Origin of the sequence: Nocardioides aquaticus (assembly GCF_018459925.1) — a bacterium.
GTDB lineage: Bacteria > Actinomycetota > Actinomycetes > Propionibacteriales > Nocardioidaceae > Nocardioides > Nocardioides aquaticus.
The window spans coordinates 1,352,264-1,365,778 of the sequence record NZ_CP075371.1 but is presented as its reverse complement, the minus strand read 5'-3'; the positions used below and the strand labels follow the sequence as shown (position 1 = coordinate 1,365,778).

11 protein-coding genes and 2 tRNA genes are annotated in these 13,515 nt (G+C 72.5%); 6 read left to right on the top strand and 7 right to left on the bottom strand.

The features are described 5' to 3' along the window. The first annotated feature begins 61 nt into the window (after window positions 1–61). Entirely contained in the window at window positions 62–703 is a 642-nt protein-coding gene (locus tag ENKNEFLB_RS06630; RefSeq protein ID WP_214058469.1) for a GOLPH3/VPS74 family protein, read from the top strand. Window positions 704–761: 58 nt separating this feature from the next. Here ENKNEFLB_RS06630 and ENKNEFLB_RS06625 read toward each other — a convergent pair whose 3' ends face one another. Beyond that, window positions 762–1,280 carry a hypothetical protein gene (locus ENKNEFLB_RS06625; RefSeq protein WP_214058468.1) on the bottom strand — a complete coding sequence of 173 codons (519 nt, stop codon included), beginning with the start codon at window positions 1,278–1,280 and terminating at the stop codon, window positions 762–764. Here ENKNEFLB_RS06625 and ENKNEFLB_RS06620 point away from each other — a divergent pair. Further along, window positions 1,279–1,584, top strand: coding sequence for a hypothetical protein (locus ENKNEFLB_RS06620; protein WP_214058467.1), 306 nt, complete (start codon window positions 1,279–1,281; stop codon window positions 1,582–1,584). The genes ENKNEFLB_RS06625 and ENKNEFLB_RS06620 overlap by 2 nt on opposite strands. A gap of 58 nt (window positions 1,585–1,642) precedes the next feature. On the opposite strand, the gene ENKNEFLB_RS06615 is transcribed toward ENKNEFLB_RS06620, so the two are convergent. The 5 genes from ENKNEFLB_RS06615 to ENKNEFLB_RS06595 form a co-directional block, all read right to left on the bottom strand. Then, a tRNA-Glu gene (locus ENKNEFLB_RS06615) sits at window positions 1,643–1,715 on the bottom strand. Between the two features lie 115 nt (window positions 1,716–1,830). Beyond that, window positions 1,831–1,902 (bottom strand) — tRNA-Gln (locus ENKNEFLB_RS06610). Window positions 1,903–1,968: 66 nt separating this feature from the next. After that, window positions 1,969–3,144: a CPBP family intramembrane glutamic endopeptidase gene (locus tag ENKNEFLB_RS06605; protein ID WP_246535878.1), complete on the bottom strand. Its 1,176-nt coding sequence runs from the start codon at window positions 3,142–3,144 to the stop codon at window positions 1,969–1,971. 44 nt (window positions 3,145–3,188) lie between these two features. Continuing rightward, window positions 3,189–4,715, bottom strand: a complete 1,527-nt coding sequence (gene gltX / locus ENKNEFLB_RS06600; protein WP_214058466.1) for a glutamate--tRNA ligase — start codon at window positions 4,713–4,715, stop codon at window positions 3,189–3,191. Beyond that, complete coding sequence (locus ENKNEFLB_RS06595; RefSeq protein ID WP_214058465.1) at window positions 4,712–5,521, bottom strand: fumarylacetoacetate hydrolase family protein; 810 nt, start codon at window positions 5,519–5,521, stop codon at window positions 4,712–4,714. The genes gltX and ENKNEFLB_RS06595 overlap by 4 nt, the downstream gene beginning before the upstream one ends. Before the next feature lie 43 nt (window positions 5,522–5,564). Between ENKNEFLB_RS06595 and ENKNEFLB_RS06590 the strand changes: the two genes are divergently transcribed. Continuing rightward, complete coding sequence (locus tag ENKNEFLB_RS06590; protein WP_246535877.1) at window positions 5,565–6,434, top strand: 3-methyladenine DNA glycosylase; 870 nt, start codon at window positions 5,565–5,567, stop codon at window positions 6,432–6,434. A gap of 248 nt (window positions 6,435–6,682) precedes the next feature. On the opposite strand, the gene ENKNEFLB_RS06585 is transcribed toward ENKNEFLB_RS06590, so the two are convergent. Beyond that, window positions 6,683–7,954, bottom strand: coding sequence for an HNH endonuclease signature motif containing protein (locus tag ENKNEFLB_RS06585; RefSeq protein ID WP_214058464.1), 1,272 nt, complete (start codon window positions 7,952–7,954; stop codon window positions 6,683–6,685). Window positions 7,955–8,246: 292 nt separating this feature from the next. Here ENKNEFLB_RS06585 and ENKNEFLB_RS06580 point away from each other — a divergent pair, with 292 nt between their 5' ends. Genes ENKNEFLB_RS06580 through ENKNEFLB_RS06570 form a run of 3 tightly spaced genes read left to right on the top strand, consistent with a single transcriptional unit; the run spans window position 8,247 to window position 13,506 of the window. Continuing rightward, window positions 8,247–9,713: a pyridoxal phosphate-dependent decarboxylase family protein gene (locus tag ENKNEFLB_RS06580; RefSeq protein WP_214058463.1), complete on the top strand. Its 1,467-nt coding sequence runs from the start codon at window positions 8,247–8,249 to the stop codon at window positions 9,711–9,713. Beyond that, on the top strand, window positions 9,713–11,086 hold the full coding sequence (locus tag ENKNEFLB_RS06575; protein WP_214058462.1) for a lysine N(6)-hydroxylase/L-ornithine N(5)-oxygenase family protein: 1,374 nt from the start codon (window positions 9,713–9,715) through the stop codon (window positions 11,084–11,086). Before ENKNEFLB_RS06580 ends, ENKNEFLB_RS06575 begins: the two co-directional genes overlap by 1 nt. Further along, window positions 11,083–13,506: a GNAT family N-acetyltransferase gene (locus tag ENKNEFLB_RS06570; protein ID WP_214058461.1), complete on the top strand. Its 2,424-nt coding sequence runs from the start codon at window positions 11,083–11,085 to the stop codon at window positions 13,504–13,506. Before ENKNEFLB_RS06575 ends, ENKNEFLB_RS06570 begins: the two co-directional genes overlap by 4 nt. Window positions 13,507–13,515 lie beyond the last annotated feature (9 nt).

Here is a 13,515-nt window from a genome sequence, read left to right as displayed (position 1 = left end):
CAGGGCTCTCGGCTCCACGAACAGGCCCACCACAGCCCACTCCCCGCCCCTGGACCGGACCGTGGCCCCTCTGGCCAGGCAGGCGCTGCTGGCGGCGATCAACCCGGCCACCGGCAGGCGCTGGAACAGCAACGCCAGGTACGTGGTCGCCGCCGCGGTCCTGCTGGAGCTGGCCCACGAGGGGAGGTTCACGGTCTCCGGCACCGGCAAGGCCCTCCGCTACACCCTCCGCGACTCCACCCCGCTCGGCGACCCGGTCCTCGACGAGGCCCTGCAGAGCCTCGAAGCCGCCGGGTTCGGGAAGAGGCTCGCCCGCTACGTGTCGGTCATGCCGAGCGACGAGCGGTTGATCGAGCAGCTGGTCGGGCAGGGCCTGCTCGTCGACGAGACGCACCGGGTGCTCGGCGTCCTGCCCAGGCGTCGCCTCCTCCCCACCGCCACCGCGGGCCGCGAGGAGGTCGTGGCCAGGATCCGCAGCGCGCTGCTGGGCGAGGCGGTGCCGGACGAGCGGACCGCGCTGCTGGTCGTGGCCCTCCACGTCGGCATCCCGTGCTCGCTGTTCGTGCCGAGGGGCCGGGTCAGGGAGGCCGACCGTCGGCGCGACGAGCTGCTCGAGAGCATCGGTGACGACGTGCGGGCCGTCGTCATGGCCGTCAGGGCGGTGCGCGACCGTCGCGAGGGCGGTGACAGCTCGAGCGTCTGACGGGTCCGGCGGGCCGCACACGGGCTGCCGCGGCTGAGGGGCCGTCGGCCGACCGACCCTACTGCTCGGTAGGCCGGGGTTCGTCGTCGCAGGTCACGAAGCCGTCCTTCTCCGAGCAGTCGTAGCGCGACTCCCCATCGATCACGACGACGTCGCGGTAACCCCCGGATCCGTCCGGGGTGGTCTCGATGTCGATCTCCTCGACGTAGCGGGCGTCGAGCTCGATCCGGAGATCCTCGGGACTCTGGCCCATCTGCAGCAGCGAGAGGAGCCCGAGGCCGATCAGCGGCACGACCACCACGACCAGCAGCACCCAGAACCACCACGGACGCTTCTGTGATCCCCACCGCTGCAGTGCCGTCTGCTGCTGCTCCGCCATGTGCACCCCAAGCCCTCGTCCCCCGTCCGGCGGGCACATGTAACCACGCAGCACCGGCGCGCGCAGCCGGTCAGCCGTCGAGCGCAGGCCCCACGAGAGCGGAATCGACCGCGACGAGCCGGCCACGGCTGCTACCTTCCGCCGCATGAATACTCGGATCAGGTTGACCGCTGCGGCCGGTGTCTCGGTGCTGGCCATGGCTCTCGGAGGGTGCTCCGACGACGCGCCCGCCGCCCAGGAGGGCGAGTACACCGGCCCCCCGCCGTGCTCGGACTACGCGAACGGCGAGGTGATCGACGAGGAGCTGTCCCTGAACGGGTGCGAGGGCGAGGGCGTCTCGGTCAACGAGTCCACCAGCTGCGACGGTCACAAGCTGCTCGCCGTGGGCCCCGTCTACGGGTTCGAGGGCAAGCCGGCCAGCTACCTCGGCGAGGGTGAGGACGCCACGACGTCGCCCGAGTGGGAGCAGTTCAAGGCCGACTGCCCCTACGACACCGAGTAACCCACCAGGGACGACGAAGGGGCCCGGGTCGCTGTGACCCGGGCCCCTTCCTCTGCTGTACCCCCGACCGGATTCGAACCGGCGCTACCGCCGTGAGAGGGCGGCGTGCTAGGCCGCTACACAACGGGGGCCTGACATGCTGATGTGGTGCCTGGCCGGCCTGGCTTGGACGACCGAGAGAACTTTAGCGAACCCCGCCCGTTGGAACAAAACCGGGTCTCACCTGGGGCGACGCTGTGGATCTCGCTGGGGTACCTGGACTCGAACCAAGACTAACTGAACCAGAATCAGTCGTGCTGCCAATTACACCATACCCCACCGGAACGCAAGCCCGTCGTGGTCCGACCTTGCGGTCAACCCCGGCCTTGCGAGCCGTCGGGAACCTTACACGCGGGGTCCGGTCCCCTCAAAAACGGGCCCCCGGTCGGCGTCCTGGGGCGCCCCGCCGGTCCGCGCGAACGGCGCCCCGGGGGCCGTACGGGTGGCCACGCCGGTGGCCCGCGCGACCCAGATCGCCAGTGCCGTGTAGGTGACCGACTGCGTCAGGGTGACGGGGATGCTCCACCAGGTGCCGCCGGTCGGGTTGAGCGCGGAGCTCATGTCGCCGAAGGACAGCGCCAGGCCGAAGGCCAGGAAGTTGTTCAGCACGTGCATCGCGATCGCGGCCTCGAGGCCGCCGGTGGCGATGGTCAGCACACCCGCGACCAGTCCGAAGGCGAACCGGTCGAAGAAGATCGGCGCGTCCTGGGCGCCGTGCGCCAGCGCGAAGAGCAGCGACGGCACCAGCACCGCCACGACGACCGCCACCTTCGGGTTCGCGAAGACACCGCCGAGCGCCTGGGTGAGGTAGCCGCGGAACACGTACTCCTCCCCCGCGGCCTGCAACGGGGTCAGCAGCAGCACCACGAGCAGGAAGTCGCGGGTGGTCGTGGTGAAGGAGTTGAGGTCGGTCGAGACCGTCGCCCCGTCGGCCTGCGCCGGCAGCAGCGCGGAGACCACCAGCGTGGCCACCAGGGCGACCACCGACAGGCCCAGGCTGACCGCGAACCAGCCCCAGCGGATCCGTGGGCGCACCGAGCTGAGCCAGCCCGGTCGCAGCCCGTGCAGCACCCTCGTCACGAACCAGGCCACCAGGATCGAGCCGGCCAGGCTGAGGTTGAGGTAGGCCAGACCCAGGGGCGTGACGTCGGAGGTGTCCACCAGGACCAGCGTCCGGTCGGCGACGTCGCCTCCGGTGAGCAGGAAGAACACCACGAAGCCGAGCAGGACGACCAGGGGGACCACCAGCAGCATCCCGGCCACGGTCAGCAGCACCCCGACCAGGGCGCGCCACCAGCCGTGCCGACCGTAGGCACCGATCCGGTGGATCCGGTGGTAGGGCACCTCGCTGGGCCGCTGCTCCGGGGCTGCGGGCGCACCCATCGGCCGCCCGCCGTACGGGTTGGGGGCGGCGTACGGGGCGGCGTACGGGCCCGGGGGCGCCTGGGGGTCGGTGCCGTAGGCGTACGGGTGGGGCGGGGGGCCGGTCGGGGGCCCGGGCGGAGGCGGGGTCGAGCTCATGGCCCCAGCATCCCAGGCCGCCGGTGACCCGTTGTCGGACCGGTTCAGGTGGTCCGGTCGGCCGCCGCCCGCAGCCGGCCGAGCCCGCGCTCGCGGCCGAGGAGCTCGAGGCTCTCGAAGAGCGGCGGGGAGACCCGACGGCCCGTGACGGCGACGCGGACCGGCCCGAAGGCGACCCGCGGCTTGAGCCCCCGCTCCTCGACCAGGGTGCGCTGCAGCGCGTCCTGGATGGCCGCCGTCGACCACTCGTCCAGCGCGGCGAGGGCGTCGTGGGAGGCCTGCACGACCTCGGTGCCCGTCTCGTCGAGGAGCTTGGCGGCGTCCTTCTCGTCCAGGACGAAGTCGGCCTCGTCGACGAACAGGAAGTCGAGCATCGCCACGGCGTCGGACAGGGTGTTGATCCGCTCGGCGACCAGCGGCATCGCCAGCTCGAGCAGCTGGGCGTCGGCAGACGACAGCGGCTCGGAGACGACCCCGGCACGCTGCAGGAACGGCACCACCAGGTGCGTCATCTCCTCCACCGGGACCGTGCGCATGTGGGCGGCGTTGATCGCCTCGAGCTTCTTGAGGTCGAAGCGGGCCGGGTTGGGGTTCACCCGGGTGATGTCGAAGGCCTCGACCATCTCCTCCATGGTGAAGACGTCGCGGTCCGCGGCGATGCCCCAGCCGAGCAGGGCCAGGTAGTTGAGCACCCCGGCCGGCAGGAAGCCGCGGTCGAGGTACTCGGTGAGCCCGGAGCCGGCGTCACGCTTGGAGAGCCGCTTGTTGCCCTCCCCCATCACGATCGGCAGGTGGCCGTAGCGGGGCACGCCGCTGCCGAGGCCGAGCTCGACCAGCGCCTCGTGCAGCGCGATCTGGCGAGGGGTGCTGGAGAGCAGGTCCTCGCCGCGCAGCACGTGGGTGATCCCCATCAGCGCGTCGTCGAGCGGGTTGACCAGGGTGTAGAGCGGGTCGCCGTTGGCGCGCACCAGCGCGAAGTCCGGCACGTTCTCGGGCAGGAAGGTGATCTCGCCGCGCACGAGGTCGTCGAAGACGATCGGGGCGTCGGGCATCCGCAGCCGCAGCGTGGGCCGGCGCCCCTCGGCCTCGAAGGCGGCGCGGGCGTCCGCGCCGAGGTCGCGGCAGAAGCCGTCGTAGCCCTGCATCTTGGAGCCGGAGGCCTTGCGTCGCGCGTCGACCTCCTCGGTGGTGCAGAAGCAGTCGTAGGCCTTGCCGCTCTCGCGGAGGCGGGCCGCGGCGTCGGCGTAGACCTCGCGGCGCTCGGACTGCCGGTACGGCCCGTGGTCGCCCCCGACCTCCGGGCCCTCGTCCCAGTCCAGACCGAGCCAGCGCAGCGAGTCGAGGATGGAGTCGTAGCCCTCCTCGGTGTTGCGCGCGGTGTCGGTGTCCTCGATGCGCAGCACCAGCGTGCCGCCGTAGTGGCGCGCGAAGGCCCAGTTGAACAGCGCGCTGCGCACGTTGCCGACGTGGATGAACCCGGTCGGCGACGGGGGGAACCGGACGCGTACCTGCTCCGGGGCGAGGTCGCCGAGGACCCGGTCGGGGGCGCTGGGGGTGCTGGGGGTGCTCATCGGCGGACCACCTTGTTCGTCAGGGTGCCGAGGCCCTCGATGGAGACCTCGACCTCGTCACCGACCTCCATCGGGCCGACGCCCTCGGGGGTGCCGGTGAGGATGACGTCACCGGGCAGCAGCGTCATCGCCGCGGAGACGTGCGCGACGAGCGCCGGCACGTCGAAGATCATGTCGGCCGTCGTGCCGTCCTGCTTCAGGTCGCCGTTCAGGTGCGTCTGGACCCTCAGCCCCTCGGTGAAGACGGCGGGGTCGAGGTCGGTCTCGACCCAGGGACCGAGCGGGCAGAAGGAGTCCATGCCCTTGGCCCGGGCCCACTGGCCGTCGCTGCGCTGGAGGTCGCGGGCGGTGACGTCGTTGGCGATCGTGTAGCCGTGGATCACGTCGGTGGCCTGCTCGGCGGGGATGTCGCGGCAGATCCGCCCGATCACGACCGCCAGCTCGCCCTCGTAGTGCAGGTCGCTGGTCTGGCGCGGGTAGTAGACGGGGTCGCCGGGGCCGACCACGGAGGTGTTCGGCTTGAGGAACATCAGCGGCTCGGTCGGCAGGTCGTGGCCAAGCTCGGCGGCGTGGGCGGCGTAGTTGCGCCCGATCCCGACCACCTTGCTCCGCGGCAGGACCGGCGCCAGCAGGCGTACGTCCTCCAGGCGGTGCTCGGTGTCGAGGAGCTTGATCCCGACGTAGAGCGGGTCCCCGGCGAGGCCGACCACGACCGCGTCCTCCTCCGGCTGCCCGAACTCGTCGAGCTCGCCGGTGAGGACGCCGTAGGAGGGCTCGCCGCCCGTGGTGAATCTGACGATGCGCACCTGGGGACCCTAGCCGGGTCCGGCCGGGGTCTAGCCTGGCGGTGTGGGCGAGCGGGTGCTGGAGGAAGCGACCTGGCGAGCCCGGACCGCTGCGCACGAGGCGCGGATCGAGGCGTACGTCGGGCCGCACCTCGCCCGCCGCGACGCCGGCGTGAAGCACCCGGTGCACGACTTCCTCTTCGGCTACTACTCCCAGCGCCCCGCGCAGCTGCGGAGGTGGCACCCCGGCTACGGCACGGTGCTCGCAGGCGGGGCCGCCTCCCACGGCGGGCTGAAGGGATACGAGGCGACCGACGACGGCGGCGCGCGGGTCACCGACGCGCACGTCACGGGCCAGCAGGTCCTGCTGACCACGCTGCGGCGGCTGCTCGCGGCGACCGCGGCGCGACCGGCGTCGTACGGGTGCTTCGGGCTGCACGAGTGGGCGATGGTCTACCGCCTCGCCGACGACGAGACGCGGCACGCGGACTGGCCGTTGCGGCTCGGTACGGCCGGCACGGACACGGTCGTCGAGCAGCACCGGATCACCTGCACGCACTTCGACGCGTTCCGCTTCTTCACCCCGCCCGCACGACCGTTGAACACGCTGTCGCCGGCCGCCGACGACCGGCCGGCCTTCGAGCAGCCGGGATGCCTGCACGCCGGGATGGACCTCTACAAGCACGCCTTCCGGCTCAGCCCGATGATCTGCTCCGACCTGGTCGCGGACTGCTTCGAGCTGGCGTGGGACGTGCGACAGCTCGACATGCGCGCCGCGCCGTACGACCTCGCCGACCTCGGCTTCGAGCCGGTGCGGATCGAGACCGCCGACGGCAAGCGGGAGTACGCCGCCGCACAGGCGGCGCTCGCCGAGCGCGGCGCACCCCTCCGCGCGCGCCTGGTCGCGGAATGCGACCGCCTGCTCGCCTCCTGACCCCCACCCGCCGAGATGACGCTCCCGGACAGCCGAGATGACGCTCGCGGCGCGTCGAGATGACGATTCCGGACAGGGCGGTGGTCGATGTGTGAATCGCGTCTACCTGGTGCATGCGATCCGCGCATCGACACCGTGGTCGAGGAACGAGCGCGCCACAGTGGTCGAGGAGCGAGCGCAGCGAGCGTCACGAGACCCCGCCCGCTGTCGAGGAGCGAGCGAAGCGAGCGTCACGAGACCCGGTCGGTCTATGTCCGTCGGTGGAAGGTGACCTTGTTGTCGGCGTGGACCTTCATGTCGTAGGCGGGGTCGTGGGCCCGGGCGTGATGGTGCGGACACAGCAGCCGCCCGTCCTCGATGTCGGTCAGGCCGCCCTGGGAGAACAACGTGTCGTGGTGGGCGTGACACAGACCCGGCGGCCAGTCACAGCCCTTCGCGGTGCACGACTTGTCGCGAGCGTGCATCGCGTAGGTCTGGGCCGCGGTGAACCGGCGACGCGCCCGTCCCTGGTGCAGGACCTCACCGTTGCCGCCCAGGACGACGGGGATAATCCGCGCCTCGCACGCCAGGCGCATCGCCTGGGCGGCGGTCATCGGGGTCCCGTCGTCCAGCGTCGCGGTCCCCAAAGCGGTGGTGAGGAGGTCGAAGGTGGTAGTCGTGACGAACGTGCCGTCGGTGCGTCCCAGCTTCGGGGCGTTTGTGCGGGGGTAGTTCTCGATCAGCTCGCAGAACGCCTCACCCAGCTTCTGCGCCGACGGGCGGCCCTTGACCCATTCCCGCTTCTGCCCGGACTCATCGAGGGTGCAGTTCACGTGGCCGGGGGCCGCGAAGCCGTGGAGCAGCTTCTGCAGCATCTTGCCCTGGACCTCGGGGATGGTGAACCGACCGTGCGCGGTCCCGTGGCCGTCGAACGACAACGTGAACCGCCGCTTCTGCGCCGCCCTCGCCTCAGCTGCCTCCAGCCTCTTGCGGTCGACCTCCTCACCGACCTGCGGTGCGATCAGGGTCAGGATGTGCGCACCCAGCTGCCTCAGCTCGGTGGGATCGAACTCGACGGCGTAGGCGACGAGCGCCTCCTCGGCTTGTGTCACCAATCCCGCGTCGAGGTCCTCGGGGAGGTCCTCCAACGCGTTGACCACGACCCGGACCTGGTCGGCGTTCACAGCACCGGCGGCGAGGGCGTCACGGACCTTCGTCCACCGGGTCTCGAGTGCGGTCGCCAACCTGACCTGGGCAGCGGACACGTTCTTCTGCGAGCGGGTGGCGTTCGCTGCCCAGACACCGGTGGAGGTGCAGCCGGTCTCGGCGCCGACCTGGACCTGCTCGGCGTGGGCGAGCACGGCGAGCTTGAAGGAGGCGACCTTGGCTTCCAGCACCGCCAGTGCCTGGATGGTGGCGCGGGTGGTGGCGGCGTCCAGGGCGAACAGGGGCCGCTCCGCCAACGCCGTCACCGAGGCCGAAAGAGCGCGGACACCGCACGGCACGGGGTGCGCGGTGGTGGTGTCCTCGTCGGTGGCCATGGATCAATCCAAGCACCCGCCACCGACAGCCCTGGGGTGTTTCCACAGGTCAGAGGCGGTTATCCCCACACGCAACTTCTACATTCGACCAACTGTTCGGTAACAGTCTCAGGGAGGACTCGTGACGCTCGCTGCGCTCGCTCCTCGACCACCGGGGCGCCGCGCTCGCCCCTCGACAACCGGCGGCGCTACCACTGCCTTCGCGATGTGAGATCCACCTCGCGGACAGGTGTGGACAAACAGCTCCGACGTGTAACTAAGGTGAGCCTTACCTAACTCGGAAGGTCTCGCCATGCCCCCTCCCCCGTCGCCCGCCCTCCCTCCGCTCCACCACTTCTTCCACCCGGCCCACGCCCACAAGTACGCCGCCACCGTGCGGCTCGGCCTGGACCACCTCGTCAGCACCCTCGGCCGGGTCACCGGCCCCGCGACCGGGCGTACGCCCGAGGACGCGGACCGCCGGGTGGCCGCCGTCGACCTCGACCACCCGCTCGGCGACGCCGCCGCGGCGCTGGAGGAGATGAGCCGGGTCTGGCTCGACGACACGGTGTGGTTCCACGAGCCGCGGTACGCCGCCCACCTCAACTGCCCCGTGCTCGTCCCGGCCCTGCTCGCCGAGCTGTTCATCGCCGCGGTGAACCCCAGCCTGGACACCTTCGACCAGAGCGTCGGGGCGACTTTCGTCGAGCGCGCGCTCGTCGACTGGACCGCCGGGCGGGTCGGGCTCGGGCCCCGTGCGGACGGGGTCTTCACCAGTGGCGGCAGCCAGTCCAACCTGCAGGCGTTGCAACTCGCCCGCGACCGCGCCCTGACCAGGGACCCCGGCCTCGACCCCGCGCGGCTGCGGGTCCTGGTCAGCCAGGACGGTCACTTCAGCGTCGCCAAGTCGGCTCGTCTGCTCGGGCTGCCCGACGCCGTGCTGGGCGTGCCGGTCGACGCCGACCGTCGGATGGACCCGGCCGCGCTCGCCCGCACGCTCGACCAGCTGCGGGACCTCGGGCTGGTCCCGATGGCCGTCGTCGGCACGGCCGGCACGACGGACTTCGGCGCGATCGACCCGCTGGCCGACCTCGCCGACCTGTGCGCGCGCCACGACACCTGGCTGCACGTCGACGCGTCGTACGGCGGTGGCCTGCTCGCCTCCCGCCGCGACCGGCACCGTCTCGACGGTGTCGGGCGGGCCGACAGCGTCACCGTCGACTTCCACAAGACGTGGTTCCAACCCGTGTCGGCCAGCGCCGTCCTGGTCCGCGAGCGCGACGACCTGCGCCACGTCACCTGGCACGCCGACTACCTCAACCCGCGCGGCACCGACCGGCCGGACCAGGTCGGCAAGTCGCTGCAGACCACCCGCCGCTTCGACGCGCTCAAGCTCTGGCTGACCCTGCGGATCATCGGCGCCGATACCGTCGGGGCGTACGTCGACAGCGTCACCGACCTCGCCCACGACGTCGCGGACGCCGTCGAGGGCCGGCCCGAGCTCGAGCTGGCCGCCCCTCCCCAGCTCTCCACGCTCGTGTGGCGCGTGCGCCCGCGTGGCAGCACGCCGGAGGACGCCTCTGCGCTCGTCCCGCGGGTGCGCCAGGCGCTCTACGACCGGGGCGGGGCGATGGTCGCCGCGACGAAGGTCGACGGCGCCGCCTGGCTCAAGGTCACCCTGCTCAACCCGATGGCCACCGCCGACGACGTCCTCGGCATCCTCGACGACGCGGTCGTCCTGGGCACCCGGATGCACCGCGACCGGGCGGAGGTCGCCTGATGACGCAGCCCGTCCCCGACCGACCGCTCCCCGACCGCCCGCTCCTCGACCTGGTCGGCATCGGTCTCGGCCCGTTCAACCTCGGCCTGGCCTGTCTGCTCGACCCGGTCGACGACGTGGACGCGGTCTTCCTCGAGGCCCGCGAGGAGCCGTCCTGGCACCCCGGCATGCTGCTCGAGGACTCGGTGCTGCAGGTGCCGTTCCTGGCCGACCTGGTGACGATGGCCGACCCCACGTCGCGCTTCTCCTACCTGTGCTGGCTCAAGCAGACCGGGCGCCTCTACCCGTTCTACGTCCGCGAGAGCTTCTACCCGCTGCGCAGCGAGTTCGACGCGTACTGCCGCTGGGCGGCCGACCGGCTCCCCTCGGTGCGCACCGGGCGGGAGGTCGTCTCGGTCGAGCACGTCGAGGGACCCGGCCTCCCGGACAGCGGGGCGTACGACGTGACCGCGGCGACCGGTGAGGTCTGGCGCACCCGCCGTGTCGTGGTGGGTGTGGGGACGGCCCCGGTCGTCCCGGACAGCGTCCGTGGCGCGGGCGGGCCGGCGGTCCACACGGCCGACTACCTCGGCGCCCGGGACCGCCTCCGCGGGTGCCGCACGGTCACCGTGGTCGGCAGCGGGCAGAGCGCCGCCGAGGTCTACCGCGACCTGCTCACCGACTCGACCGACCACGACTACGACCTGGTCTGGCTGACCCGCAGCCCCCGGTTCTTCCCGCTCGAGTACACCAAGCTGACCCTCGAGCTGACGTCTCCGGAGTACTCCGCCTACTTCCGCGGGCTTCCGACCGGGACCCGCGAGCCCCTGCTGCGGGACCAGCGCTCGCTCTACAAGGGCATCAGCGGCGACGTCGTCGACGGCATCTCCGACCTGCACTACCGCCTCGCCGCGCAGGGCGACGGGCCGCGCACCACGTTGGTCACCAACACCTCGGTGACCGGGGCGGCGTGGGACGGGGAGGCGTACGACCTGGCCCTGCACCACGACGAGACCGGCGAGGACTTCGCGCTGCGCACCGACGGCCTCGTCCTGGCCACCGGGTACGCCGAGCGCCCCCTGCCCTTCCTCGACCCGGTGCGCGACCGCCTCGTCACCGATGACCGCGGCCGGCTGGTCGCCGACGCGTCGTACGCCGTCGACCGGAGCGGCCGCGAGGTCTTCGTGCAGAACGCCGAGGCCCACACGCACGGCTTCGTCGCCCCCGACCTCGGGATGGGCGCGCACCGCAGCGCGGTGATCGCCAACTCCGTGGCCGGCCGTGAGGTCTACCCCATCGAGAAGCGCGTGATGGTGCAGACCTTCGGGGTCCCCGAGCACCTGCGCACCTCCCCCGCACCCCGAGAGACCCAGGGCCAGGAGGCCACCCGATGAACCCGACCCTCGAACCGCTCCCCCTCGACGACGCCACGCTCGCGCTGCTGCACGCCTGGGTCACTCACCCCCGCTCGTCGTTCTGGGGCATGCAGGGCGCCACTCCGACCGAGGTCGCCCGCGCCCACCACGCCCTCGCGGCGACCGGCCACCACGACGTGTGGCTGGGCCGGGTGGACGGCCTGCCGACCTTCCTCGCCGAGACCTACGATCCCGCCCGGTCCGCCGCCTCGCCCCTGCGCGACGTCGCCGGTCTCCCTCCCGGCGTGCCGGCCCCGGGCGACCTCGGGATGCACGTGCTGGTCGCCCCGCCGGACCCCGACGCCGACCCCGTCCCCGGCCTGACCCGGGCCGTGATGGCCGCCGTGCTCGACCACTGCTTCGCCGACCCGGCCGTGCAGCGCGTCGTCGTCGAGCCGGACGTCCGCAACACCGCGATCGGCCGGCTCAACGCCGAGTCCGGTTTTGTCGTGCTGGGCGAGGCCGCGCTCGAGGACAAGACCGCGGCCGTCTCCGTGCTCACGCGCGCCGACCACGACCGGCGCCGCGGACGGGTGCCCGCCCGCACCGACCCCGCCGCCCACCTGACGCCCGCGAACCTCGCCCGGGCGCAGCGGCACCTGGTGGCCAAGGCCCTCTCCGAGCTGGCCCACGAGCGCGTGCTGCGGCCGGAGCCGCTCGGCGACGACCGGTGGCGGGTCGTCGACCCGACCGGCGCGGTCGAGCACCGCTTCACCGCCACCCGCCTGCGGCTCGAGCACTGGGCCCTGGACGAGGGCAGCGTCGAGCGGGTCGTCGGGGGCCGGTCGGAGCCGCTCGACGTCCAGCGGTTCGTGGTCGAGCACGCCACCGCGCTCGGGCTCCCGGACGCGCTGCTGGCGACGTACCTGGAGGAGCTGGCCGCGACCCTGGCCGGCGCCTGCTGGAAGCTGGCCCACCCCGGCCCGGACGTCGACGCGCTGCTCACAGCCGACCACCTCACGGTCGAGTCCGCGATGACCGAGGGACACCCGGGCTTCCTGGCCAACAACGGTCGGATCGGGTTCGGCGTGGACGACCACCGCGCGTACGCCCCCGAGACCGGTGCCCGCGTCCGCCTGGTCTGGCTCGCCGCGCGCCGCGCCCACACCACGCTCGCCCTGGTCGACGGCCTCGACGAGGAGACGCTGTACGCCGGTGAGCTCGGCGCCGAGCGCGACCGGCTGCAGCGGCGGCTGGTCGACCTCGACCTGGACCCGGCCGACTACCTGCTGCTGCCGGTGCACCCCTGGCAGTGGACCGACAAGGTCGCCGTCAGCTTCGCCCCCGACCTGGCGCGCCGCGACCTCGTCTGGCTCGGTGAGGGGTCCGACGAGCACCGGCCGCAGCAGTCGATCCGGACGCTCGCGAACGCCACCGATCCCGGCCGCTGCTTCGTGAAGACCGCGCTCGCGGTGCAGAACATGGGGTTCGTGCGCGGGCTCTCGCCGGCCTACATGGCGGTGACCCCGGCCATCAACGACCACGTCGCCGCCATCGTCGAGGAGGACCCCGAGCTGGTCACGCGCGGTTTCACCGTGCTGCGTGAGGTGGCCGCGATCGGCTACACCGGCGACGCCTACCACCACGCCGGACCCCGCTCGGCGCACCAGAAGATGCTGGCCGCGCTCTGGCGCGAGCCCGCCGCGCCCCGGGTCGCCCCGGGCGAGCGGCTGGCCACGATGGCCTCGCTCCTGCACCGCGACCACGACGGCCGCTCCTTCACCGTCGCGCTCGTGCGGTCCTCCCCGGTCGACCCCCGGGCCTGGGTACGCGCGCTGCTCGACGCCTACGTCCGCCCGCTCGCCCACTGCCTGCTCGCCCACGACCTCGCCTTCATGCCGCACGGGGAGAACCTGGTGCTGGTCCTCCGCGACGGCGTGGTGGCGCGCGTGGTGATGAAGGACGTCGGCGAGGAGGTCGCGCTGATGCACGACCGTCCGCTGCCGGAGCCGGTGGAGCGGGCGCGGGCCGACGTGGGCCCCGACCTGGGCGCCCTGTCCCTCCACACCGACGCGGTGGACGGCGTGCTGCGCCACCTCGCGGCTCTGCTGCACACCGAGGGCGTCGTGGACCAGGACGACTTCTGGGCCGAGGTGGCCGCGTGCCTGGACCGGCACGCCACCGACCACCCGGAGCTCGCGGCCGCCGCGACGGCCTACGACCTGCGGCGCGACACCTTCCGCCACTCCTGCCTGAACCGGCTCCAGCTGCGCGACCACCGGCAGATGGTCGACCTCGGCGACCAGGCGTCGTCGCTGATGTGGGCCGGGGAGCTGGAGAACCCGTTCGGGCGCTCGCGGGTGGCGGCCGCCCCTCCCGGTGTCCGTGCCGGCGGTCTCCGTGCCGGCGGTCTCCGTGCCGGCGGTCTCCGTGCCGGAGGTGTCGGGGCCGCCGTCTAGCGTGCCGCC

What these genes read in the sequence shown, in the direction of transcription:
- ENKNEFLB_RS06620 (WP_214058467.1), top strand. Translation starts at nt 1,279, where the DNA reads ATGGCTCTCGGAGGGTGCTCCGACGACGCGCCCGCCGCCCAGGAGGGC.
- ENKNEFLB_RS06625 (WP_214058468.1), bottom strand. Translation starts at nt 1,280, where the DNA reads ATGGCCAGCACCGAGACACCGGCCGCAGCGGTCAACCTGATCCGAGTA.
- ENKNEFLB_RS06605 (WP_246535878.1), bottom strand. Translation starts at nt 3,144, where the DNA reads ATGAGCTCGACCCCGCCTCCGCCCGGGCCCCCGACCGGCCCCCCGCCC.
- gltX (WP_214058466.1), bottom strand. Translation starts at nt 4,715, where the DNA reads ATGAGCACCCCCAGCACCCCCAGCGCCCCCGACCGGGTCCTCGGCGAC.
- ENKNEFLB_RS06585 (WP_214058464.1), bottom strand. Translation starts at nt 7,954, where the DNA reads ATGGCCACCGACGAGGACACCACCACCGCGCACCCCGTGCCGTGCGGT.
- ENKNEFLB_RS06580 (WP_214058463.1), top strand. Translation starts at nt 8,247, where the DNA reads ATGCCCCCTCCCCCGTCGCCCGCCCTCCCTCCGCTCCACCACTTCTTC.
- ENKNEFLB_RS06575 (WP_214058462.1), top strand. Translation starts at nt 9,713, where the DNA reads ATGACGCAGCCCGTCCCCGACCGACCGCTCCCCGACCGCCCGCTCCTC.
- ENKNEFLB_RS06570 (WP_214058461.1), top strand. Translation starts at nt 11,083, where the DNA reads ATGAACCCGACCCTCGAACCGCTCCCCCTCGACGACGCCACGCTCGCG.